The organism is Streptomyces sp. SCPE 10 (assembly GCF_051980735.1).
GTDB lineage: Bacteria > Actinomycetota > Actinomycetes > Streptomycetales > Streptomycetaceae > Streptomyces > Streptomyces misionensis.
Window position 1 is genome coordinate 7,236,789 of sequence record NZ_CP197069.1, and the last position, 21,084, is coordinate 7,257,872.

Genomic DNA, 21,084 nt, shown 5'->3' on the forward strand with positions numbered 1-21,084 from the left:
ATGACCAACCCCTTCGACGACCAGGACGGCACCTTCCTCGTCCTCGTCAACGACGAGAACCAGCACTCGCTGTGGCCCCAGTTCGCCGACGTCCCCGACGGGTGGACCGTCGCCCACGGCCCCGACACCCACGCCGCCTGCCTGGAGTACGTCGAGCGCTCGTGGACCGACATGCGGCCCAAGAGCCTCGCCGATGCCATGAACGCCCAGCAGTAGCGCGGTCCGCGGTGAACCTGACCCAAACCACCGAAAAGGCCCGCGACGGCGCGGGCCCCGCCCGGTCCGACGACCTCGCCGCGGCGCTGCTCACGCCCGAGGCCCGCCGGGACCCGTACCCGTTCTACGCCCGCATGCGCCGCGAGGACCCCGTCCACCGCAGCGCCCAGGGCATCTGGTACCTCACCCGCTACGCCGACATCGAGGCGGCACTGGGCGACCCCCGGTTCTCCAGCGACCGGGACCGGATGACCCGTGCCTACACCGCGCTCGGCGGCGACCTGAAGGCGTTCGGCCGGCTCACCGACCGGCTCGGCCGGGTCATGAGCAACACCGACCCGCCGGACCACGCCAGGCTGCGCAAGCTGGCCAACCGGGCGTTCACGGCCCGGCGGGTCGAAGCCCTGCGCGACCGGGTGCGGGAGATCGTCGACTGGCTCGTCGACGAGGCGGTCGCAGCCGGTCCGACCCTGGACCTGATCGAGGCGGTCGCCTCGCCGCTGCCGCTGGCCGTCGTCTGCGAACTCTTCGGTATCCCGCCCGAGGACCTCCCGCGGGTCAAGACCTGGTTCCGGCGCTTCGGCCGGCTGAGCGAGGACATCGACAAGTCCGAGGAGGCGATCAGCGGTTACGAGGAGTACCTCGCGGGACTCGTCCGCCGCCGCCGCGCCCACCCCGGCGACGACCTCATCAGCGCCCTGGTCGCCACCCAGGCCCAGGACGACCGGCTCACCGACTCCGAGCTGCTGTCCACCTGCTTCGTCCTGATCACCGCCGGCGATGAGACCACCACCCACCTCATCGGCAACGGCATGCTCGCCCTGCTGCGCCACCCCGGCCAACTCGCCCGGCTGCGCGCCGACCCGGCGCTCATCCGCCCGGCCGTCGAGGAACTCGCCCGCTACGACACGCCGACGCAGGCGATCGTCCGGGTCGTCGCCGAGGACCTCACGATCGGCGGGCGAAGGCTGCGGGAGGGCGAGCTGGTGTACCTGTTCCTCGCCGCGGCCAACCGGGACCCCGAGCGCTTCCAGGACCCCGACGGGCTCGACCTGACCCGCTCCGGCAGCCGGCCCCTCAGCTTCGGCCACGGTCCCCACTTCTGCCTCGGCGGACCGCTGGCCAAGCTCCAGGCCGAGGTCGCCGTGGGCACGCTGGTCCGCCGGCTCCCGCACCTGCGGCCGGCCGAGGGCGCGGCCCTCGACTGGCGGCCCAACCCGTTGCAGCGGCGGCTCACCGCGCTGCCCCTCACGCACCGACCATGAAGAACGACGAAGGAGACGTGCCCATGGCACGACAATTCGAGGTCAGCAGGGAACGGGACCTGCCCGCCCCGCCCGAACGGGTGTGGGATGCGGTCGCCACCGGCGCCGGCAATCTCGGCTGGCTGTACCCCATGGAGATCGAACCGCGCGTCGGTGGGAAGGTGACGCGCGGCGACAGCACCGTCGTGGCGTGGGAACCGCCACGCCGCTTCGCGGTCCGGGCGGAACAGGACGAAGGGTTCTCGAACACGCTCACCTACCGCGTCGAGCCCGCCAGCGGCGGCACGACCCGCCTGCGGACCGGCATCCACTGGGTGCATACCGGGGTCGTCGACGACGCCTGGGAGTGGGACACCAAGACGGACGCCGCCGAACGGCACGTCGACTTCTACCAGCACTCCCTCGCCGCGTACCTGACCCACTTCGCCGGCCGTCCCGCCGTCTACGTCAGGGCTTCGCGCACCGAGCGCACCGCCGACCCGGCGGACTTCGCCGCGCTGCGCCGACGCCTCGGCCTGGCCGACGACTCGGCCGTCGGCGACCGGTTGTCGCTCGACCTGCCCGGCACGGACGGCGGCCCGACCGAGCTGGTCGTGGACTGGCTGGACGCCGACTTCCTCGGCCTGCGGGCCCCTGACGCGTTGTACCGCTTCTTCAACGGCAGTTCCTGGAACTGGCCGATCTGGCTGGGCCACCACCTGTTCGCCGAGGACGTGGACGAGGCGGCGGCGACCGAGGCGTGGCACGCCTGGCTCGACGGCGCCTGATCCCCGTCGCACGACACGACCGAAGGACCTCTGGTGGAAACACTGCTCTACGCAGCCGAACTCGTCCGCGAGGACGGCACCTACAAATTGGTGGTGAGAGACGTGCTCCGGGACACCGTCCAGGTCACCCCCATCCCCGAGTCCGCGGTGGCGAAGCTCCCGACCTTCCTGTCGGTGCTCGCCGCCAAGCTCGGCTCGGCGCCGGCCCGTCGCCGGTAGACCGCTCGCCGCGGCACGGGTGCCGTCCGGCATGTCAACCGCCGGACGGCATCGGCCCCGTGCCGTTCCCGGGGGCGCGCCGCGCGTGGGGCAGGCGCTCTTCGGCAAGGAAGGGGAAGTGGCAGGCGGCGCGATGCGGCCGTCCGGCCGCGTCCTGGTGCGGGTCCTGTACGACGCAGGCGTCCCGCCCAGGGCGCCGGTCCGGTCCGACGGGGCAGCGCGGATGGAAACGGCACCCGGCCGGCGGCGAGGCGGGATCGGGCGGCTCCCCGGCGAGCAGATACTCCCCGGCCGGACGTCCACCGGGATGCAGACGCGGCACGGCGGCCAGCAGCGCCCGGGTGTAGGGATGCCGGGGCCCGCTCAACAGGGGCTCGGTGGCGGCGGTCTCGACGATCCGGCCGAGGTACATCACGGCGACGGTGTCCGACACATGGCGGACGGCGGCGAGGTCGTGGCTGATGAACAGCATGGCGAAGCCCATGCGCCGCTGCAGGTCCCGGAGCGTCGTGAGCAGCGCCGCCCGGACCGACACATCGAGGGCCGAGGTGATCTCGTCGGCGATGAGCACCGCCGGGTCCACGGCGAGCGCGCGGGCGACGGCGACCCGTTGGCGCTGGCCGCCCGAGAGCTGCCGTGGCAGCCGGTCGGCGCAGCCGGCGTCGAGACCGACTCGTTCCAGCAGGCCGGCCACCCGCCGTGCGCGCTCGTGGCGGTCCAGCCGGACGAACGCCCCGGCCGCTTCGGCGATCGACTGCCGGACCGTCATGCGCGGGTCCAACGCCGTGTCCGGGTCCTGGAACACCAGTTGGACCCGCCGTCCCAGTCCGCGCCGGTCGGCCGCCCGGCGCCCGCCGTACTCCCGCCCACCGACGGTGATCCGTCCGCCGGACAACGGGTCCAGCCCGACGACGGCTCGTGCCAGCGTGGACTTCCCCGACCCGGACTCGCCCACCAGGCCGACCGTCGTGCCCGCGGGAACGTCCAGCGACACGCGGTCCACCGCCGTGACCGGCCCGAGCGGACCGTGGTGGCGGACCGTGACCTCGTCCAGCTGCAGACCCGGTCCTGCCCTCACTTCTGCGCCTCCTCGGATCCCTGCCGCGCACGGGACGGCGGTGCGGGCAGCGGTTGCCAGCAGGCCACCTCGTGTCCCGGGCCCAGCCGGGACAGCACGGGGTCCTCCACCGCGCACCGCTCCAGCCGCCGGGGGCAGCGGTCGCGGAACGCGCAGCCCGCTGTCGTGCCGTACGGATCGGGCGGGCCCCCCTGGATGGCACGCGGGGCGCTGCCGGGTTCCGCGTCGAGGTCGGGCACCGAGGCGACGAGCATCCGCGTGTACGGATGCCGTGCCCCGGCCGCAAGTTCGCCGGCGGGAAGGGCCTCCACGATCGTGCCCCCGTACATGACCAGCACCCGGTCGCAGGCGTCGGCGACCAGAGCGATGTCGTGGCTGATCAGGAGGACCGCCGTGGCGTCCTCGTCCCGGACCCGGTGGAACAGTTCCATGATCTGCCGCTGCACGGTGACGTCCAGGGCCGTCGTCGGTTCGTCCGCGATGAGCAGAGCGGGACGCATCATCGACGCCGTCGCGATCGCCACGCGCTGGCGCTGACCGCCGGAGAGCTGGAAGGGGCGGGACCGGAGCAACCGGCGTCCGGCGGGCAGGGCGACCCGGTGCAGCCGGTCCAGCGCCAGGTCGACGGCCTCCGCGCGGCGGACGCCCCGGTGCGTGCGCACGGCCTCCGTCATCTGCGTGCCGATGCGCAGCGACGGGTTGAAGGCGGAGGCCGGGTTCTGGAAGACCAACGCGATGCCCGTGGCCAGCTGCCCGCGCCGCTCCTTGCGGCTCACCGACCCGACGTCGGCGCCGAGGAACCGGTGGCTGCTCCAGGTCGCCCGTGCACCGTCGGGCAGCAGGTCGGCGAGCGCGAGCGCGGTCAGCGACTTCCCGGAACCGGACTCGCCGACCAGACCGACCATCTCGCCACGCCGCAGCGTGAGGGTCACACCGCGGACGGGGCGGAGCACACCGTCCGCGGTGGGGAGGTCGACCCGCAGGCCCTCCACCTCCAGCACGTGGTCCGCGGACGCCGGGCGGGCGGCGCGGGCCGGCCGGGCGGCGGTCCCTTCCTCCGGGAACGGGCGGGCTCGTCGCGCGGCGGCTCCGGCCGGCATCTCGCCGAGCAACTGGAAGGCGACGGCGGCGTAGACGATCGCGATACCCGGCGCCACGGCCGGCAGCGGTTCGGTGTAGATGCGGTCCAGTCCCTGGTTGAGCAGGAGTCCCCAGTCGTACGCGGGCGGCTGCGCCCCCAGCCCCAGGAAGCTCAGCCCGGACAGCGCCGCGAGTGCCGACCCCGCGGCGACCGTGGTGTTGAGCACCAGCGGTCCGGCGATGTGGGGCAGCACATGGCGCAGCAGGAGCCGGTGACGGCGCAGCCCGAGCACACGTGCCGCGGCCATGAAGTCGGTCCCGGCCACCTGGGCGGCGAGCGTCTGCGCGATCCGGGCGTAGCCCGGCGCGGAGGCGACTGCGAGCGCCAGCACCGCGCCTGTCTCGCCCGCCCCGAAGAGGGCGGCGAGGAACATCGCCACGAGGATCGCGGGGAAGGCCAGCAGGAGGTTGATCACAGCTCCCAGCAGACGGGCGGCGCGCCGCCCCACGACGGCGGTGAGCGCGCCGAGGGCGATGCCCGCGACCGCCCCGACGAGGGTGGCGGTGACGGCCGGCAGCAGGGAGGGCCAGGTCGCCGAGAGCAGCCGGGCGAGCTGGTCGCGGCCGAGGTGGTCCGTGCCGAGCAGGTGCTCCGCGCTGGGCCCCCGCAGCACCGCCGACGGGTCCGGCCGGTCGGCCCGCCGCCCCCACAGCACCTCCCCGGTGACGGCCAGGACGGCGAGCGAGGACAGCATCACCAGGGTGGTCACGCCCAGGGGAGTGGCCCAGCCCGACCGGTGCGCGCGGGACTCGCGGCGAGCGGACGCGGGGGAGGCCGGGGAAGTGGAGGACAGCACCATCGGATCACGTCTTCCGGATGACCGATCGGGGGTCGAGCAGCGCCAGCGCCAGATCGACCAGGAAGTTCACCACGAGGACCGACGAGCCCAGCACCAGGACCGACGCCTCGACGACCGCGTAGTCCTGCGCCGCCACGGACTGCGCCATCGCCGAACCGATGCCCGGCCAGGCGAACACCTTCTCGACCAGCACGGTCCCCGCGATCAGGGCGGGCAGCAGGTTGCCGGCGTACGTCAGCGATGCGGTGAGCGCGTTCGGCGCCACGTGGCACAGGTGGAGCCGGACGGCGGACAGCCTTTTCGCGCGGGCGGTGCGGACGTAGTCGGTGCCGAGGACCTCCAGCGTCTCCACCCGCACGATCCGCAGCAGGACCGCGGTCGGAGCCGGCGCCAGCGCCAGCACGGGCAGCACCCAGGACCGGGGACCGAGACCGCCGACGACGGGGAACAGGGGCAGCGCCACCGACAGCCCCGCGGCCAGACCCGTCGCGAGGACGAAGCCCGGCACGCCCACGAGGACCGAGGTGGTCGCGGTGAGCGCCAGTTCCGTCCGCGGACGCCGACCTCCGCGCGTCCACACGGCGGCGAGCAGTCCCCCCGGGAGGGCGACGACGAGTACGCACCCGAAGGCCAGGACCGCGAGCAGCAGCGTGGCCGGCAGGCGTGCCCCGACCAGGTCGGCCACCGGCACGCCGGACACCAGCGACACCCCCAGGTCGCCCCGGGCGAGGCGCGGGAGGTGCTCCCAGTACTGCTGCGGCAGGCTGCGGTCCAGACCCAGCTCGTGCCGCTTCGCCGCCACCAGGTCCGCAGGCGCGTCCACGCCCAGTGCGGCCCGCACCGGGTCTCCTGGGATCAGCCGGATCATCGCGAAGGACGCGGTGACGACCACGAAGAGCGACACCACCAGCCGCATCGCGCGCCGGGCGCAGAACACGACCCACGGGTGGACCCGGGGACGGGCGCCGAGCCGTGCGGACACGGTCGTCATGGAACCTCCTCGACCGACGGGCGCCGGGCGGCGCGTCCGCCACGGTTACCGGTGCAGGCGAATGCTGGTCGGCACGATCCGGCCGCCCGGCGCGAGGCGGAAAGTCGTCCGGTTTCCGTACACCGTGCTCGTGCCGTCGGCGACGGGCAGCACGTCGGCCGCGCGCAGGAGCGCCGCAGCGGCCCTGTTCCAGTCCGCGCAGCCGGTGTCGCCGGGCGAGCGCAGGGCCCGGGCGACGAGGCGGTCGTACACGGGATTGCCGACGTGCGCGAAGTTCAGCTCTCCCGAGGACGGCGGGCCGGAGAAGTACGGGACGAGTTGCGCGGGCAGTTGCGGTCCCGGCGAGCTGCCGACCACGACGTCGAAGTCGCCGCTCCCGTACATGGCGTGGGCCACCGCGTTGCCGCTTTCGTCGACGAGGTCGACGTCCACGCCCAGCGCTCGCCACATCATGGCCATCAGCTCGGCGACCGACGGAAGGGTGGAGCCGAAGTCGCCGCTGCTGAGCACCCGCAGCCGCAGTGGCCGGCCCTCCTCGACCAGCCGGCCCCGCTCGTTCTTCGTCCAGCCCGCCGCGCGCAGACCCCGCACGGCGCCGGACGAGGGCACGTTCCCGGTGGCGACGTCGGTGTGGCAGAGCGAGTCGCGGGCGGTGAGATGACGCGCGGGCGTACCGTCGCCGCCGATCGCCACGTTGGCGAGGCCCTTGCGGTCCAGGGCGCCTACCAGTGCCCGGCGCAGCACGGGATCGCTCAGCGGTCGGCCGGAGCGCTCGTTGAAGAAGGTCAGCCCGACGACGGTCGGCACCTGGACGGCTGTCAGGCCGTGGCCTGCCAGCCGCTCCCGGTCCGGGCCGGTCACCATGGCGATGTCCACCCCGCCCGTCAGCAGCAGGTTCGCCACTGTGGCCTCCTGAGGGATCACCTTCACCACGATCCGCATCGGCTGCCCCGGGGCCGCGTTGCCCGCTCCCTGCGGCCCCCAGGCGTACCCCGCGCGTCGTGTGAAGACGTACGGGCCGCCCGGGGTGTAGCCGCTCAGCACGTACGGGCCGGTGCCCGCGGTGCTCCTGTCCAGCGCCGCCGGATCCGCCAGGCCGGCGGGACAGACGACGGGCAGCAGACCGATCGTCCGCACGATGAAGCTGTACGGCGACGCCGTCCGCACCGACACCTCCCGCGCCGTGTCGTCGGCCGACACCGTGAACGGCACGCCGGGCAGGGCGGTCCGGGCGCCGACGAGACGGTTGCGCGGGTCGCCGGCGTAGCGAAGGGACCGTGCCACCGCCGAGGCGGTCAGAGCCGTGCCGTCGGAGCAGGTCACCCCCGCGCGGAGGGTGAAACGCGCCGAGGCGGCCCCGGCCCGCCACGTCTCGGCCAGGGCGGACACCACCCGGCCGCCCGGCGCGATCGAGACCAAGGAGTCGTAGGCGTACGGAGCGAGCGAGAGACCGAACTGCGAGTACGGATGGAAACTCGGCGTCTCGGAGGCGCCGGCGATCGTGACGGTGCCGTCCACGACCACCGGAGTGCGTGTCGACGCCACGTCACCGCCGCAGCCGGCCAGCAGGGCCGACAGGACGGCCGAGGCCATGAGGGACCGCGCCTTGGGGACGGGAACGGGTCGGCGGTGCATGGCGGTCATCGTGCCACCGCGACCGAGGGCGCCGGTGGGGCCTTCCGCGGTCCGACGGGGGACACGCCGGACGATGTCCCCCGTCCGAGCGAGCTCGCCCGACAGACGTTCCTATGACCGGCAACATGCCACATCACACTCGAACGGGTGAAAAGGCATCAAAGGCCGACCAGTCTCCCTCATGACCAATACCGTTGATTTTCCGCACCTTCTTCGTCTCCGCCAGAAGAAAAGGATGTCGAGTCATGCCACCTGTAGTGCCTCCTTTCCTGATTGGTCTGGTCGCCGCGTCCCTGGTGAAGAGGGTCGGAAAGCCCTTGGTGCGGGGGATCGTCAGAACGTCGGTGGGCCTGGGACTCGAAGTACAGCGAGCCGTCCAGCTGGCCGGCGCGGAGATGCACGGCCTCGCGGCCGAGGCGAGCGCCGAGATGCGCGCCCTCCACGCGCCGCACGCCGCGACGACCGGCGGGTCGGCGCACGCGGACGCGGTGGCGAACGCGGGGCAGACCGGCGGACGGAGCAAACCCGCCGCCAAGCCCCGCGGCGTTGCCGCGAAAGCACCCTGAGCCCGCGAACGGACAGACGCCTCACCGAGACACCTTCAAGGAGACCGACCGGATGCCAGTGACCCGAACTTCCGCGGGGGGCATCGACGAGAAGAAGTGGTTCCGTGTCCACCGGCGTACGGTCGAGCCCAGGCTCCGGCTGCTGTGCTTCCCGCACGCCGGCGGCACGGCCCAGCTCTTCCACGACTGGCCCGTACTCCTCCCGGCGGACGTCGAGGTGCTGGCCGTGCGCTACCCCGGCCGCCAGGACCGGCTCGCGGAACCCCGCATCGAGTCCATGGCCGCCATGGCCGACGCGATCGCCACGGCACTGCGGCCCTGGCTCGATCGGCCGCTGGCGCTCTTCGGGCACAGCATGGGCGCCTGCGTCGCCTACGAGGTGGCCCTGCGTCTGGAGACGCGCGGCATCGTCCCCGCACACCTCATGGTGTCCGCCCACGAAGCGCCGCAACGGGCCGAACGCGCCGCCCTGCACGAGGCCGACGACGCGACGCTGATCAGCCACGTCCGACGCCTGGGGGACATGCACTCGGAGGCGTACGACATCCCGGAGCTGCGCGAGCTGCTGTTGCCCGCCCTGCGATCGGACTACCGGCTGATCGAGAGCTACCGCCCCTCGCGGGTGACCCCCGTCAAGGCGCCCATCACCGCCTACGCCGGCCAGGACGACCCGAGTTGCGGACTCGACAGCGTCCGTGCCTGGTCCGATCTCACCGCGCCGGACTCCTTCGACCTTCGTGCCTTCCCCGGCGACCACTTCTACCTCGTACCTCGGCAGGCCGACGTGGTCGCGGACGTGGCGGCACGTCTCGCGCGTGCTGGACACCTCGATCAACCGGCATCGCGCACGGCGCCCGCGCGACTCCCGGGGGACGACGGCCCGACCGGTCGCTGAGCCCGGCGGCGGCCGACCGCGGCCGCGAAGGCGGGGACGGAGCGACGGGCATGCGGCCGGGAACACGTGGCACCCACCTGTTGCTCGGGTTGCTCGGGTTGCTCGCCCGCGATGAGGCCGGAGCCGGTCTTCGCTTCCGTGTCGGCCGCCGCACGCCCTGCGCAGGGAACTCCTCGACCGCGCGGGCAGGCAGGCGCGGAACGCGGCGCGGGAACAGGCCGGTGGTGGTGGGGGGAAGAGATCAGACCAGCGTCGTGGTCGCCTTGCGAAGGTCCTCCAGGGCAGCCATCTATCGGCCCCATTCCGCTCGATGCGCGTTCGAGGCCGGCGGCGACCGCCTCAAGTGCGCCGGCGCTCGCCGGCGCTTGCGCGATGCCCTCGGCGAGGAGCCGGCTCAGAGTCGCCTGCCCGGCCACCAGGATCTCACGCAGAGTGATGCGATAGGTGTCCCGTCGCTCCCTTGCGGTGATGGGACAACAGTCCCATCACTCTGCTACGGTGATGAGACAATAGTCCCGTCACTCTTGGGAGTCTTGATGCACGTCTTCGTCACCGGCGGCACCGGCACCATCGGATCCGCCGTCGTCGCCGAACTACTCGCAGGCGGCCACACCGTCCTCGCGCTGGCCCGCTCGGACAGCTCCGAGCGGATCCTCAAGGACGCCGGCGCCGAGGTGCTGCGCGGAGGGCTGGCCGACCTCGACGTCCTGCGCGCCGGTGCCGCGCAGTCCGACGGCGTGATCAGCCTGGCGTTCAACCGCGACTACAGCGACCCCGACATGCTCGCGGCAGCCATCGCCGAGGAGAGCGCGGCCATGGCCGCGCTGGGGGAAGAGCTCATCGGCAGCGACCGTCCGATCGTCACCGTCTCCGGGACGCCTTGGGTGCCGGGCCGCGCCTCCACCGAGGCCGATCCGTTGCCGACCGACGGACCGGTGGGCGGTCGGGGCCGCTCGGTCAACGCGTTGCTGGAGCTGGCCTCGCGCGGTGTGCGCGCCACGGCCGTCCGGATGCCGCGCACGGTCCACAACGAGGGCAAGGGCGGATTCGCCGGCCTGCTGACCGAACAGGCCCGCCGCACCGGAGTGGCCGGCTACCCGGGCGACGGCACCCAGCGCTGGCCGGCCGTGCACGCGCTCGACGCGGCGGTCCTGTTCCGGCTGGCCCTCGAATCGGCACCGGCCGGGACCGCCTGGCACGCCGTGGCCGACGAGGGCGACGCGGTGCGCGACATCGCGACAGTCGTCGGTCGGCGGCTGGGCCTGCCGGTCGAGGCGGTACCGGAGGAGACCTTCGGCCCGTTCGGCCCGATCTTCGCCATGGACCAGCCGGCGTCCAGCGCCCACACCCGCGAGGCCCTCGGATGGCAGCCGACGCACCCCAGCCTTCTCGAGGACCTGGAGAACATCCAGCCCTGAGACCGCCACCCCTGTCCCCCTGGCAGAGCCGAACCGTTGGCCAGGGGGACACCCTCAACTCGGCTCCGGAACCGTGCACGGCACAAAGGTGGCCAGGCGCAGAGTACGGCTGCGCCTCAGCTCCTGCTCACTGGGGTGAGAGCACCGATATCTCCACTGGTCACCGCAATTGAGGAAAGCAGCTGATGTTCGACCATATCCGTGGCCTGCGCCGCCGGGCGCGTCGGCCGGCTTGGCCCAGCCGCCTGGCGCTGATCGCGCTGCTCGTGGCTGTGCTGCCCGCAACCACTTTGACTGCGGCCGGCGCCGCTGGGCGGTCCGCCGCGCCCGAATCTTCCGTCTCCCGGTGCAGCACTGGCTATGTGACGTCTGCGCTGCGGCTGTCCCATGTGACGGTGAGTTCGGCCGTCCTCGACACCACCGGCAGCTACACCCCGCCCGGGTCTACCACCCCGATCACCGGGCTGCCCGGCTTCTGTGCCGTGGACTTGACCCAAACCGACTCCGCGGGTAACCCCATCCATATCGCCGTCTGGCTGCCCACGAACTGGAACGGGCGGTTCCAGGGCATCGGCGGGGGCGGCTACTCCTGCGGAATCGTCTATGCCTCAACACCGCAGTACGTCAACCCCTCCCTGGAGCAGACCCTCAAAAGCGGATATGCCACAGCGTCCACCGACTGCGGAGTCCCGGTGGCCGACCAATTCACCGGCAGCTGGGCGCTGAAGCCGGACGGCCGGCTCGACAAGCCGCTGATCACAGACTTCGCCTCTGCCGGCATCCACGACATGACCGTCGCCGGCAAGGCGGTGACCCAGGCATTCTACTCGAACAAGATCCAGTACTCCTACTTCAACGGGTGCTCGACGGGCGGCCGGGAAGGCCTGATGGAGGCGCAGCAGTACCCGGCCGACTACAACGGCATCGTCTCAGGCGCGCCGGCGGTCAACTGGACGAGCTCGGTCCCCGCCGCCATCTGGCCCGCCCTGGTCATGAATCAGATGCATGACGCCCTGCCGACCTGCAAGCAAGACGCGTTCATCCAAGCGGTGGTGAAAGCCTGCGACGCTCACGACGGCGTCACCGACGGCATCATCGGCGACCCGGCAGCCTGCCACTGGAACGCCGACAAGCTGATCGGCCTGAGTACTCCCTGCGGCACCATCACCGCCACCGATGCGGCCGTCATGAACAAAATCTGGCAGGGTCCGGTCACCACCGACGGCCGGTCACTGTGGTGGGGCCTCCAACGTGGCGCCTCGACATCCATGATCGCCGCGACCACCACCACCAACGGGGTCACCACCCCGCAGCCGTTCGGCATCCCGGTGGGCTGGCTGGGCACATGGCTGCAGCAGAACCCGAACTGGGACTGGAAAACCCTCACCTTCGCACAATTCGACAAGTTGTTCGCGCAATCGGTGCGGCAGTTCTCATCCACCCTCGCCACGAACAACCCTGACCTGAGCGCCTTCAGGGGCAACGGCGGCAAGATCCTCGTCTGGCACGGGCTCGCCGACCAGCTGCTGCCCCCGCAGAGCACCATCCAGTACTACCAGAACGTCCAGCACGCGATGGGCGGAGCGGCGAAGACAAATTCGTTCGCCCGGCTGTTCCTCGCCCCTGGCGCAGCCCATTGCGCCGGCGCGGCCGGCCCGGCCCCCACCGACCCGCTGGCGGCGATGGTGAAATGGGTGGAGCACGGACAGGCGCCACAGTCCATCCCGGCCACACTGACCAACCCGGACACCGGCGCGGCAACCCTGTCCCGGCCACTGTGCTCCTACCCCCTCGTGGCCCGCTACACCGGCCACGGCAACACCGACCAGGCACGGAACTTCACCTGCGCACGAGCCCTTTCCCGATGACCCGGAAGCCCCGAAGTTCGGGCGAGCCGCAAGGCGGCGGTGAGGCAGGTCTCGGCTTCGAGGTGTAGTTGTCACCGTGCTGAAGCAGCGTTCGACCACGTTGCGGCCTTGTAGAGTTCGCGGTCGCAAGCGCGACGGCGCGGGCAGCGCCAAACGACCATTAAACGGCCGGGTCACGCGGCCTCGTGACGGGTCGGCGACGTGCTGGCTCGAAGGATCGGGTCGTTGCGCAGGCGTAGGAAGGTGACGAGCAGAGCGAGCGCCTGCACCACTGCGCACGCCCCGATGAGCTCGTCCAGGTAGGGCGGCGGAGTGAGGGCGAGCAGCACGCCCGCGACGGGGAAGGGCAGCAGCAGGAGCAGGACGGTCAGGGACAGGGTCGTGCCGAAGGCCGCAGGCGGGATGACCTGCGAACGGAGGGTGCGCAGGACGACGGTAAGTCCTCCGTCTGCGGCCATGAAGAGTGCCACGAGGGTCACGTAGCCGGGGTAGGAGAGGGCCTGCGGCACGGCGAGGCAGGCGACAGCAGCGACGGATGCGCTGATGGCGCCGATCCCCCACAGGCCAAGTCGGTCCAGGCCCGCCCGGCAGCAGGCGACCGCGGCCAAGGTGAGAACAGCAGCGATGGACCAGAGCGCGCCGGCGGCGGCCGGGGAGTGGCCGAAGCGGTCCTCCACGAGGATGGGGCTGGCCGATTGCAGCAGTCCGAGCATGAGGTTGGAGCAGGCCAGTCCGGCCACCAGCAGCCGCAGGGACGGCAGCGAGCGCAGGGTCTGCCACCCTCCCCGCAGGCCGCCGCCGGGCCCCAGTCCACCGTGGCGTGCGGCACGCAGAGGGGTGGGCGGGGTCTGCAGCGCGAGTACGGCGGACAGGAAAGACAGCACGCTCAGGCACGCCAGCATGAGAGTCGGGCCGGTGAGCAGCAGAACGCCGCCCAGCGCCGGGCCGATGACGGTAGCTGTCTGATCTATGCCGACCAGCACCGACTGCACCTTGTGGGCCTGCCTGCCGGTGCGGCGGCTGACGATGGCGCCAACCGCCTCGTTGGCGATGAAGCTGAACTGCGTCAGCGCCCCCGTCACAGCGGCCAGTGCCATGACGGTGATGGTCTCGACCGTACCCGGCGGCAGTGCGATCAGCGCGGCAGCGGCGCCAGCCACCAGCAAGGCGCGGGCGAGGGAGGCGAGGAAGGACACGATCGCCGCGCCACTACGGTCCACCAGGGCGCCCGCGAAGCCGAACGCGGCCACCCGAGGTATCCACTCCAGCGCGAAAGCCAGGCCCGTCAGGGACGCGGAGCCGGTGGTGGCCAGCACGACGAGAGGCATGGCGTAGGTGGACATGGAGTAGGCGAGGCCATCGCAGACGCGTGGTGCGTAGATCTGCCGGAACAGGCTGCCTGTGGGGATGGCGGCGTGCCGGCCGGCCGACTGGGCCTCGTGCAAGGAGACGGTCAAGACGCGGGGGGCTTTCACTGGGCGGGCGTGGGCGGACGGCTGGCGCGTTGGCCGCTGCTCACGCTGAGGACAACGTCACAGTCTCCCAAAACACGAGCACGGCATAACGGCACGCTGCGAGGTCAACACGGGCGGGCCCGCCACCGGTTGGGCGTGAACGAGCCCAGACCTGTCTTGGCACCGCCCGCATAACTCTCTTGGAACGCAAGCGGCGTGATCCGCCAGGAGTCACTCTGTTCAGCGCCGTCCAGGTCCTGCATGTTACGGATGGCGACGCACCTTCACAAGATCACCGCTGAGCCGTGATCCTCTACTTCACCTGGGGTGGGATCTCCCGGATCTCGCCGACTTCGTCTGGATATCCGACACGCGCGGGGGTACCCGGCCTCGCAGCACGGCCCATGGTCGAGTCCGGTACGCGGTGACAGCAACGGAGAATCACGTGAAGGCCCGCCAATCAGCAGCCCCGCCCGCGCCCGTCTCGGTTCCAGCAGACGAGCGGTCTGCCCGAGTTCTGTCCGGCCGCTACCGGTTGGACAAGAGGATCGGATCGGGAGGCATGGCCGATGTCTACGAGGGCGTCGACACTCGCCTGCGGCGGTCCGTGGCCGTCAAAGTCTTCCGGCCCGGCCCCGACCCACACATTGAGGACCGTCTCACCGCAGAAGCCGTCCTCCTCGCCCGCCTGCAGCATCCCGGCCTGGTCACCGTCTACGACGCCGGCCGCGACGACGACCGCACCTACCTTGTGATGCAACTGGTCAAGGGCCCGACACTGCGCAGCCTCCTGGCGGGTGGTGCACTGCCTGAGCGGCGTGTGCTGCATGTGGGCGCCGCTCTCGCGCGGGCGCTGGCGTATGTCCACCGGGCCGGCATCGTGCACCGCGACGTCAAACCGTCAAACATTCTCCTCGATGCGGCCGGTGACCCTCACCTGGCCGATTTCGGCATCGCGCGCCTGGCCAACGCGACCCGCCACACGGCACCCGACGTCCTGATAGGCACCGCCGCGTATCTGGCACCGGAGCAGGTCGCGGGCAAGCAGGTAGGACCAGCTGGGGACATCTACGCGCTCGGCCTCGTCCTGCTGGAGGCCCTGAAAGGCCAGTTGGAATACGAAGGCAGCCCGTTGGAGGCGGCGATCGCCCGCCTCCACCGCCCGCCCGAGGTCCCTACCTGGCTCCCCTCGGACCTCGCGACCCTGCTGCGGGCCATGACGGCCCAGGACCCCGAGGCCCGCCCGGACGCCGAGAGTTGCGCCGACATCCTCGCCTCCCGGCACGCCCGGCCCGCAGCGCATCCGTCGCCGCTTTCGGCTTCCTCCGAGGCCGGCCTTCCGGCGCCCCGGGCTGCTCGCCCCGACGCGGACGAGCACGTACGGACCGAGGAGGAGGCGGTCACCCGGCCATACCCTGCGGGCGGCCCCCGCCACAGCCGTCTCCGGACCGTGGGGACCGCGATCGCCGCACTTTCCGTGGCCCTTGGCACCACCCTCACCGTCACCACGGCCACCAACGGAAGCGACCGCGCCGAGACCGCTGCGCCCCCCGCGCACCAGCCCTCCCGCACGGCGAGTCCTGAAAGCAGGTCCGGTGCTGTCCCACCGACGGGATCGCAACACACCCGGCCCGCCTCCCCGACAATGGACACGTCGGGTCCGGCTGGTGCAGCGACCGGTTTTCCCGCCGAGCCTGCCGTCAGGACATTCGTCGCCTCTGGCCCGGCGGCCACGCCGACCGGATCTCACAACAAGCCCCCCTCCAAGGGTCCGGGCGCATCCCACCGGACAGCCCCGAAGGACCGGACACCGGCCGGGCACGACGGCGCCGAATCAAGCAAACCCGCGCAACACCACCCCCGGGACGCCGACGACCACGCCGAACATGCCGACCCGAAGCCGAAACCGTCCGCAACGACGGGCACATCCCCCCATCACCCGACGCGGAAGAGCCACGACTGATTGAGCAGGCCCGGCGCTGGTGCGGCGGGAGCTTGCAGCGGAGGCCCCCCTCACGGGTGACTGTTTTCTCAGGTCAACGCACCCTTCCGCGCGGTTTCAGCGGTACTTCCGGCAGCTGCGGTGCGCGTAGCGGAGCCCCGTCGTAGCCCTTCACCTCGCCGAACCGAACCCCCTTCATCCAGTCCTCGCGGGCCTGCTCGAGCTCTTCCTGGGTGCGGGCGACGAAGTTCCACCACATATCGCACTACGCCGCTGTTTCCGCAGGTCAACGACCTGCGCGACTGCTCCTGGTCAGCAAAAGGGCAGCATCAGTCGCGAGGAGTCGGTCGGCCGTGGCGCGGGATTCGTTGGTTCGGGGGATGGGCTCGTTCTTCAAGGAGTGCGAGCACCCGCGGTCCCGGTGGTCGAAATGCTTCCACCCCTACAAGATCCGGTACCGGTCGGCGGCCGGCAAGCAGGTGGAGGAGTCGGGGTTCGCTGACCGCGACAAGGCCATTGGGCGTTTGACGGAGATCTACAACGAGAAGAAGGCGGGACCGCGGTCTCGGTCGAAGGCGGAGCACATCCAGAAGTACGGGGCGATGCCGCGTCGGTGCGACACCTCGACTCCCTCCTGGAGCACCACCTCTATCCGGGGCTCGCCGGCCGACGGATGAACTCCTTCGACCACAAGGTGGTTGACGGCTTCATCCGCCTCATGGAACGCAACGGTGCGGGTCTGGCCACCCAGGCCAACGCCTTCGACAAACTGCGCGCGATCCTTCTCGATGCACATCGGCTCGGTGTCTTCACCGACAACCCGGTGGCCGGCGTCAAGCCGCCACAGTACGACCCCAAGCGAGCCGTTATTCCGTCCCCCGAACAACTTCGTGCGATACGCACCGCCGGTGATCACGCGCTCATGCTGATCGTCGACCTGATGAGCGGCTGTGGCCTCCGCAACGGCGAGGCGGCGGCGGTGAACGTCAACAACATCGTGGCTGACGACGTGTATCGCGTCACCGAGCAGGTCGTCATGTCCACTCGTAAGTACGGCCCGCTCAAGCATCGGAAGGCGGGGGAGTACCGCGATGTTCCGCTACCCGCTCGGGTCAGGGTGGCCGACAGGTCTGCGGACCCGGATCTTTTTCAGCACGAGGTTGAACTGCGGGCTGTCGGCGGCCTGGCCCGCGGTCAGGAGGAGCGCGAGTGGGTGGATCTTGCCCTCGGTCGCTAACGCGGCGCCAGCGTCCTGGTGAACGTGAGCAGCCGATCGACCTCGGTGAAGTCGGAGGCCACGTACGTGCGCAGGGCGGCGACCGGGTCCCGTTCCGGGTCGGCGGGGAGCTCGTCCAGGTAGACGATCGCCTCGCGGGCGCCCAGGCCGGTGAGAACGTCCAGCGCGTTGCCGAGCAGGCCCACACCCAGGCCCTGGCCGCGGGCGTGCGGCGCGACGGTGACGCTGCGGATCAAGCCGACCCCGTCGTCGATGGGACGCTCCAGGCAGGCCTGTGCCAGGACGTGGCCGCGGCGACGGACCTCCAGGTGCTTGCCCGGCGGTGCGGTGGTGTCGTTCATCTGGACGCCGGGGAGGTGGGGCAGGCCTGCGACGGGCAGCTCGGCACGCAGGTAGCGGCACCGGCCCCGGCTCGTGAAACCCGCGGCTCGAAGGGCTTCCACGGTGACCCGACGGTGGCGCTCCGGCAGACCGACCAGGCCTCGGGTCAGAGCACACGCCAGCGTGAAGGCGTGCACCGGCCCGGCAGTACAGCACTGAAGTGCCTGGGCGATCAAAGCCTGCGCCGTGGAGAAGTCCTCACGACAGTGCAACCACAGCAACAACGGCTGGGCGTCGCTGGGGCGCCCGGCGCAGCAGACGACGCCCGCGATACCACCGCCGGGCGCACACAGCACCGTGGTGACGACCGGCCCCTCCAACGCGGCCCGCCCGGCGGGGTCAGTAGCCGAGCGGCCGGTCACGGCGTCGGCAAGCATCCGCGTAGAACACACCGGCTGGCCCGGCAGCCGGTCCACCGCGAGCAACTCCAGCACCCCCGCCTCGTCCGCCGACTCAAACGGGCGCAGCTGCGGGAATCCAGCCCCGCCCAGGAGGATCGTCATGCCGGCACCTCCCAGGCATATGAGGCTTATCGCTCCCCTCAGCCTCCTCCCTCCAGGCCGGCGACGCCAGCCCCGCCCACCAGAGAGCATCACCGCCCATCACCAGGCTCCAAGGCGCAGCAACACCACGCCTATGGCATGGGCCGATCAGACTGCCGAACCGCGCTCGCCCTGGAGCGGGCTGCCTCGGGTGGCGGCTGGCCCGTTGGCTGGCTGGTGGCGGGTCGACTGGAATAAGAATTCGAACAAGTGATTGAATCAGGTCATGCGGCCGCGACCCCGGCCCGGCGTACCCAGGTTCCGGCCGACGGGCCGGGTCAGCAGCTCCACGATCTGCGCCTGATTCCGGTCGATCTTCTCGGCCAGGCCTCGGACCTCATCGGTGAGGCTGGTCACCTTCGCGTCCAGGTTCCCTGAGCCACCGCCAGGACAGTATTCGGCGTGCGGTTTCGGCGGCTGATTACTGACTGTCACCGGCAACGGTGGTCCAGCGCGGGTCGATGCGGCCCAGCCATGCGTCTTGATCGTCGGCCAGTGGTTGCTTCAGGGGAAGTGGGAGGAACCGGCAGGCGAAAGTGAGGCCGGCGTCGTCTCCGTCGCCGTGGACGTGGTGCTCCCACGCATCGGGGGTGTCCGCGGGTGCCTGGAGGTAGAAGAAGCCGGTTCGTCGTGGTTGACCCGTGTCGGGGTGGGGCTTGTCCTCCACGGAAATCTGCCGGACCGCCGTGGCTGTCAGCAGACCGGTCTCCTCGGCGACCTCTCGAAGAACCGCGTCTCCCAGCCCTTCGCCCGGCTTGACTCCTCCCGCAGGGACCTGGGTGCCGGCCTCCGGCATACCGACATGGTCGAACACCAGCAGTTCAGGGACGGCGCGCTGCCGGATCACATATGCGGCGACACGGACTCTGGGTCGGGTCATCCCGGTATTGTCCGTCATCGGCGCCGTTCATGATCGCCGGGGGCGTATCGGCTCCGGGTTCCGCCCGCTTCCGTGACAGCAGCGGGACGGCGACGCGATCGGCGATCACACTGTCACCCACCCCATCTCACCCGTCTCCGTCCCGCCCGGATCGATTACGAGCCGAAGACCGCGGCGGGTCAGATCGCCTCTGTCACATGACACCGGCCGGCCCTGTTCAGGCCGCCCTTCGGGGCATGGGACGCCGAGGTGCGTGGGGTAGCCGGTGCGGAAGGCCTGATCACGTTCTGCACGACCGGTACGCGACCACCCCACCAGTCGTCCCCCGCATCATCCACAAGCTGAAGGCCTGCGGATATGTCTTGGTTACCGCCGCATTGCGGTGTCCGCGGCTCGCCGGGTGTGCCGAAGCGGCGCGGTTTTCTGCGCTGCCTCGGCACAGTGAGCCTGCTCGGCCGGGTGGGCCGGCCGGGCGCTGTGCGGTCTGTCAGCCCATGTCCGTCAGGAGGGCCTTCAGTTCCTTCTCCTGCTGCGCAGGCGACATCGGCGGGTTCGAGTGGTCGATGCCGAACGTCTTGAGCATCTTGTCCATCTGGGCGTCGATGGACGTCCAGCCGGTCTGGTCCAGCGGCTGCAGCGAGGCCTGGTCGGCGTCCCACAGGTCACGCAGCGACTGGGCGGCCGCGTGCGCGCCCGTCGCGTTCCCCGCGCGCGCGTCCTTGAGTGAGGTGGAGGCGAGGTTCTTCAGCGCGGCGACCTTGGCGGGCGGGAACTTCTTCACCGCCTGGCCGGGAGCCATCTGGACGGCGGAGGTGTTGTCTTCCTCGGGCGCCGGGCCGACGTGCGGCTGGCCGTGGGCCCAGACCAGCAGACCCGCGGTGGCGACGGCGAGCAGTCCGAAGCCGGCCAGCGCGGTGCGCTCCTTGCGCGGGTTCCTGGTGGCCGGCGCGGCGTGGGTCGCCTCGTGGGTCTCGGGCACGTCCGAGCGCGTCACCGTCAGGTAGACCACCGTCGCCAGGATCAGGCCGAGGAAGATGAGGCTGGTGGTGAACGTGCCCAGCGCGAGACCGGTCGGTTCGCCCGGCTGGGCGACCTTGGGGGAGGCGAGCCAGTCGCCGATGTTCGCGCCCAGCGGGCGGGTCAGGATGTAGGCGAGCCAGAAGGACAGCACCGGGTTCGCGCCGAACTTCCACAGCAGCGTGATCGCCGCGATGAGGCCGAGCGGCAGCAACACGGAGACGCCCGGGCTCCAGCCGGTCAGCTCCAGAGTCCAGTCGCCGGTCGCGGTGCCGAGCGCGAAGGTGACGAGAACGGCGAGCCAGTAGAACGACTCACGCGGCAGCGTCGTGACCGAGTGGATCGACAGCGTGCGCTCACGCGCCCACCACACACCGAAGACCACCGCGAGCAGCACCGAGAAGACCGCGGAACTGATCCACAGCGGCACGTTCAGCTGGTCGGTCAGAATGTCGGTGTACAGGGTGCCCGTGACGCTGACAACGACGACGGTCAGCCAGTAGGGGAACGGAACGTACCGTTTCAGCCGCAGTTGGACGGCCAGGACCACCACGAACACCGCGGTGAAGATCCAGGCCGTGTTCACCAGGCCGACGCCCAGCTTCATGTTGATCCAGTCGGCGAAGCTCTCACCGACGGTCGTGCACAGGACCTTGATCACCCAGAACCAGATGGTGACCTCGGGGACCTTGTTGAGCATGAGGCGCCCGCTGCGCGTGCGTGCTTCCGTTGTGGTTGCCATGCACGGAGGTTTACGCAGGGAATCTGCACGT

Annotated in this window: 20 protein-coding genes and 2 pseudogenes; 11 read left to right on the forward strand and 11 right to left on the reverse strand. The window is 71.1% G+C overall.

Annotated elements, in window-relative coordinates:
- From ACSP97_RS32780 to ACSP97_RS32795, 4 genes are read left to right on the forward strand one after another with little or no spacing between them, the layout of a single operon-like run.
- Positions 1 to 216: an MbtH family protein gene (locus ACSP97_RS32780; RefSeq protein ID WP_311578353.1), complete on the forward strand. Its 216-nt coding sequence runs from the start codon at positions 1 to 3 to the stop codon at positions 214 to 216.
- 11 nt (positions 217 to 227) lie between these two features.
- Positions 228 to 1,481 (forward strand): cytochrome P450, encoded by a 1,254-nt coding sequence (locus tag ACSP97_RS32785; protein ID WP_435642482.1) that lies wholly within the window; start codon positions 228 to 230, stop codon positions 1,479 to 1,481.
- Positions 1,482 to 1,504: 23 nt separating this feature from the next.
- Positions 1,505 to 2,248, forward strand: a complete 744-nt coding sequence (locus ACSP97_RS32790; protein ID WP_440555640.1) for an SRPBCC family protein — start codon at positions 1,505 to 1,507, stop codon at positions 2,246 to 2,248.
- A gap of 33 nt (positions 2,249 to 2,281) precedes the next feature.
- On the forward strand, positions 2,282 to 2,467 hold the full coding sequence (locus tag ACSP97_RS32795; RefSeq protein WP_355146874.1) for a hypothetical protein: 186 nt from the start codon (positions 2,282 to 2,284) through the stop codon (positions 2,465 to 2,467).
- A 34-nt stretch (positions 2,468 to 2,501) separates the two neighbouring features.
- On the opposite strand, the gene ACSP97_RS32800 is transcribed toward ACSP97_RS32795, so the two are convergent.
- From ACSP97_RS32800 to ACSP97_RS32815, 4 genes are all read right to left on the reverse strand, one after another.
- Positions 2,502 to 3,545 (reverse strand): ABC transporter ATP-binding protein, encoded by a 1,044-nt coding sequence (locus ACSP97_RS32800; RefSeq protein WP_358274826.1) that lies wholly within the window; start codon positions 3,543 to 3,545, stop codon positions 2,502 to 2,504.
- Entirely contained in the window at positions 3,542 to 5,395 is a 1,854-nt protein-coding gene (locus ACSP97_RS32805; RefSeq protein ID WP_440555644.1) for a dipeptide/oligopeptide/nickel ABC transporter permease/ATP-binding protein, read from the reverse strand. Before ACSP97_RS32805 ends, ACSP97_RS32800 begins: the two co-directional genes overlap by 4 nt.
- Before the next feature lie 94 nt (positions 5,396 to 5,489).
- Entirely contained in the window at positions 5,490 to 6,476 is a 987-nt protein-coding gene (locus ACSP97_RS32810; RefSeq protein ID WP_440555647.1) for an ABC transporter permease, read from the reverse strand.
- 45 nt (positions 6,477 to 6,521) lie between these two features.
- Positions 6,522 to 8,111, reverse strand: coding sequence for an ABC transporter substrate-binding protein (locus tag ACSP97_RS32815; protein WP_440555649.1), 1,590 nt, complete (start codon positions 8,109 to 8,111; stop codon positions 6,522 to 6,524).
- 245 nt (positions 8,112 to 8,356) lie between these two features.
- Between ACSP97_RS32815 and ACSP97_RS32820 the strand changes: the two genes are divergently transcribed.
- Together ACSP97_RS32820 and ACSP97_RS32825 are read left to right on the forward strand one after the other, a co-directional pair.
- Positions 8,357 to 8,677 carry a DUF5132 domain-containing protein gene (locus ACSP97_RS32820; RefSeq protein ID WP_358274830.1) on the forward strand — a complete coding sequence of 107 codons (321 nt, stop codon included), beginning with the start codon at positions 8,357 to 8,359 and terminating at the stop codon, positions 8,675 to 8,677.
- A gap of 52 nt (positions 8,678 to 8,729) precedes the next feature.
- Positions 8,730 to 9,572, forward strand: coding sequence for a thioesterase II family protein (locus ACSP97_RS32825; RefSeq protein ID WP_388294477.1), 843 nt, complete (start codon positions 8,730 to 8,732; stop codon positions 9,570 to 9,572).
- Between the two features lie 293 nt (positions 9,573 to 9,865).
- Here ACSP97_RS32825 and ACSP97_RS32830 read toward each other — a convergent pair.
- Positions 9,866 to 10,000 (reverse strand): annotated as a pseudogene (locus tag ACSP97_RS32830) (TetR family transcriptional regulator); the annotation flags it as partial.
- Positions 10,001 to 10,108: 108 nt separating this feature from the next.
- Between ACSP97_RS32830 and ACSP97_RS32835 the strand changes: the two are divergent.
- Positions 10,109 to 10,990, forward strand: a complete 882-nt coding sequence (locus tag ACSP97_RS32835) for an SDR family oxidoreductase (RefSeq protein ID WP_440555651.1) — start codon at positions 10,109 to 10,111, stop codon at positions 10,988 to 10,990.
- Between the two features lie 185 nt (positions 10,991 to 11,175).
- The gene (locus ACSP97_RS32840; protein WP_440555653.1) at positions 11,176 to 12,858 is read left to right on the forward strand and encodes a tannase/feruloyl esterase family alpha/beta hydrolase; all 1,683 of its coding nucleotides are present in this window, start codon (positions 11,176 to 11,178) and stop codon (positions 12,856 to 12,858) included.
- A 173-nt stretch (positions 12,859 to 13,031) separates the two neighbouring features.
- Here the strand turns inward: ACSP97_RS32840 and ACSP97_RS32845 are convergent, their stop codons facing one another.
- On the reverse strand, positions 13,032 to 14,315 hold the full coding sequence (locus ACSP97_RS32845) for an MFS transporter (RefSeq protein ID WP_440555655.1): 1,284 nt from the start codon (positions 14,313 to 14,315) through the stop codon (positions 13,032 to 13,034).
- A 559-nt stretch (positions 14,316 to 14,874) separates the two neighbouring features.
- On the opposite strand from ACSP97_RS32845, the gene ACSP97_RS32850 reads away from it, so the two are divergent.
- The gene (locus ACSP97_RS32850; protein WP_440555657.1) at positions 14,875 to 16,275 is read left to right on the forward strand and encodes a protein kinase domain-containing protein; all 1,401 of its coding nucleotides are present in this window, start codon (positions 14,875 to 14,877) and stop codon (positions 16,273 to 16,275) included.
- 73 nt (positions 16,276 to 16,348) lie between these two features.
- Here the strand turns inward: ACSP97_RS32850 and ACSP97_RS32855 are convergent.
- A pseudogene (locus tag ACSP97_RS32855) lies at positions 16,349 to 16,513 on the reverse strand (pirin-like C-terminal cupin domain-containing protein); the annotation flags it as partial.
- Between the two features lie 121 nt (positions 16,514 to 16,634).
- Here ACSP97_RS32855 and ACSP97_RS32860 point away from each other — a divergent pair.
- Together ACSP97_RS32860 and ACSP97_RS32865 are read left to right on the forward strand one after the other, a co-directional pair.
- Complete coding sequence (locus ACSP97_RS32860; RefSeq protein ID WP_440555659.1) at positions 16,635 to 16,931, forward strand: hypothetical protein; 297 nt, start codon at positions 16,635 to 16,637, stop codon at positions 16,929 to 16,931.
- Positions 16,928 to 17,491 carry a hypothetical protein gene (locus ACSP97_RS32865; RefSeq protein WP_440555661.1) on the forward strand — a complete coding sequence of 188 codons (564 nt, stop codon included), beginning with the start codon at positions 16,928 to 16,930 and terminating at the stop codon, positions 17,489 to 17,491. The genes ACSP97_RS32860 and ACSP97_RS32865 overlap by 4 nt, the downstream gene beginning before the upstream one ends.
- On the opposite strand, the gene ACSP97_RS32870 is transcribed toward ACSP97_RS32865, so the two are convergent.
- The 4 genes from ACSP97_RS32870 to ACSP97_RS32885 all read right to left on the reverse strand — a co-directional run bounded on the left by ACSP97_RS32870 (position 17,488) and on the right by ACSP97_RS32885 (position 21,053).
- On the reverse strand, positions 17,488 to 18,375 hold the full coding sequence (locus tag ACSP97_RS32870; protein ID WP_440555663.1) for a GNAT family N-acetyltransferase: 888 nt from the start codon (positions 18,373 to 18,375) through the stop codon (positions 17,488 to 17,490). The two genes, ACSP97_RS32865 and ACSP97_RS32870, sit on opposite strands and share 4 nt — an antisense overlap.
- A 258-nt stretch (positions 18,376 to 18,633) precedes the next feature.
- Positions 18,634 to 18,771: a hypothetical protein gene (locus ACSP97_RS32875; RefSeq protein ID WP_355146902.1), complete on the reverse strand. Its 138-nt coding sequence runs from the start codon at positions 18,769 to 18,771 to the stop codon at positions 18,634 to 18,636.
- Between the two features lie 64 nt (positions 18,772 to 18,835).
- Positions 18,836 to 19,294, reverse strand: a complete 459-nt coding sequence (locus ACSP97_RS32880; protein ID WP_440558506.1) for an NUDIX hydrolase — start codon at positions 19,292 to 19,294, stop codon at positions 18,836 to 18,838.
- A 487-nt stretch (positions 19,295 to 19,781) separates the two neighbouring features.
- Positions 19,782 to 21,053: a COG4705 family protein gene (locus ACSP97_RS32885; protein ID WP_440555665.1), complete on the reverse strand. Its 1,272-nt coding sequence runs from the start codon at positions 21,051 to 21,053 to the stop codon at positions 19,782 to 19,784.
- Positions 21,054 to 21,084 lie beyond the last annotated feature (31 nt).

What these genes read in the sequence shown, in the direction of transcription:
- ACSP97_RS32780 (WP_311578353.1), top strand. Translation starts at nt 1, where the DNA reads ATGACCAACCCCTTCGACGACCAGGACGGCACCTTCCTCGTCCTCGTC.
- ACSP97_RS32790 (WP_440555640.1), top strand. Translation starts at nt 1,505, where the DNA reads ATGGCACGACAATTCGAGGTCAGCAGGGAACGGGACCTGCCCGCCCCG.
- ACSP97_RS32810 (WP_440555647.1), bottom strand. Translation starts at nt 6,476, where the DNA reads ATGACGACCGTGTCCGCACGGCTCGGCGCCCGTCCCCGGGTCCACCCG.
- ACSP97_RS32815 (WP_440555649.1), bottom strand. Translation starts at nt 8,111, where the DNA reads ATGCACCGCCGACCCGTTCCCGTCCCCAAGGCGCGGTCCCTCATGGCC.
- ACSP97_RS32820 (WP_358274830.1), top strand. Translation starts at nt 8,357, where the DNA reads ATGCCACCTGTAGTGCCTCCTTTCCTGATTGGTCTGGTCGCCGCGTCC.
- ACSP97_RS32825 (WP_388294477.1), top strand. Translation starts at nt 8,730, where the DNA reads ATGCCAGTGACCCGAACTTCCGCGGGGGGCATCGACGAGAAGAAGTGG.
- ACSP97_RS32835 (WP_440555651.1), top strand. Translation starts at nt 10,109, where the DNA reads ATGCACGTCTTCGTCACCGGCGGCACCGGCACCATCGGATCCGCCGTC.
- ACSP97_RS32840 (WP_440555653.1), top strand. Translation starts at nt 11,176, where the DNA reads ATGTTCGACCATATCCGTGGCCTGCGCCGCCGGGCGCGTCGGCCGGCT.
- ACSP97_RS32850 (WP_440555657.1), top strand. Translation starts at nt 14,875, where the DNA reads ATGGCCGATGTCTACGAGGGCGTCGACACTCGCCTGCGGCGGTCCGTG.
- ACSP97_RS32860 (WP_440555659.1), top strand. Translation starts at nt 16,635, where the DNA reads ATGGGCTCGTTCTTCAAGGAGTGCGAGCACCCGCGGTCCCGGTGGTCG.
- ACSP97_RS32865 (WP_440555661.1), top strand. Translation starts at nt 16,928, where the DNA reads ATGAACTCCTTCGACCACAAGGTGGTTGACGGCTTCATCCGCCTCATG.
- ACSP97_RS32870 (WP_440555663.1), bottom strand. Translation starts at nt 18,375, where the DNA reads ATGACGATCCTCCTGGGCGGGGCTGGATTCCCGCAGCTGCGCCCGTTT.
- ACSP97_RS32880 (WP_440558506.1), bottom strand. Translation starts at nt 19,294, where the DNA reads ATGACCCGACCCAGAGTCCGTGTCGCCGCATATGTGATCCGGCAGCGC.
- ACSP97_RS32885 (WP_440555665.1), bottom strand. Translation starts at nt 21,053, where the DNA reads ATGGCAACCACAACGGAAGCACGCACGCGCAGCGGGCGCCTCATGCTC.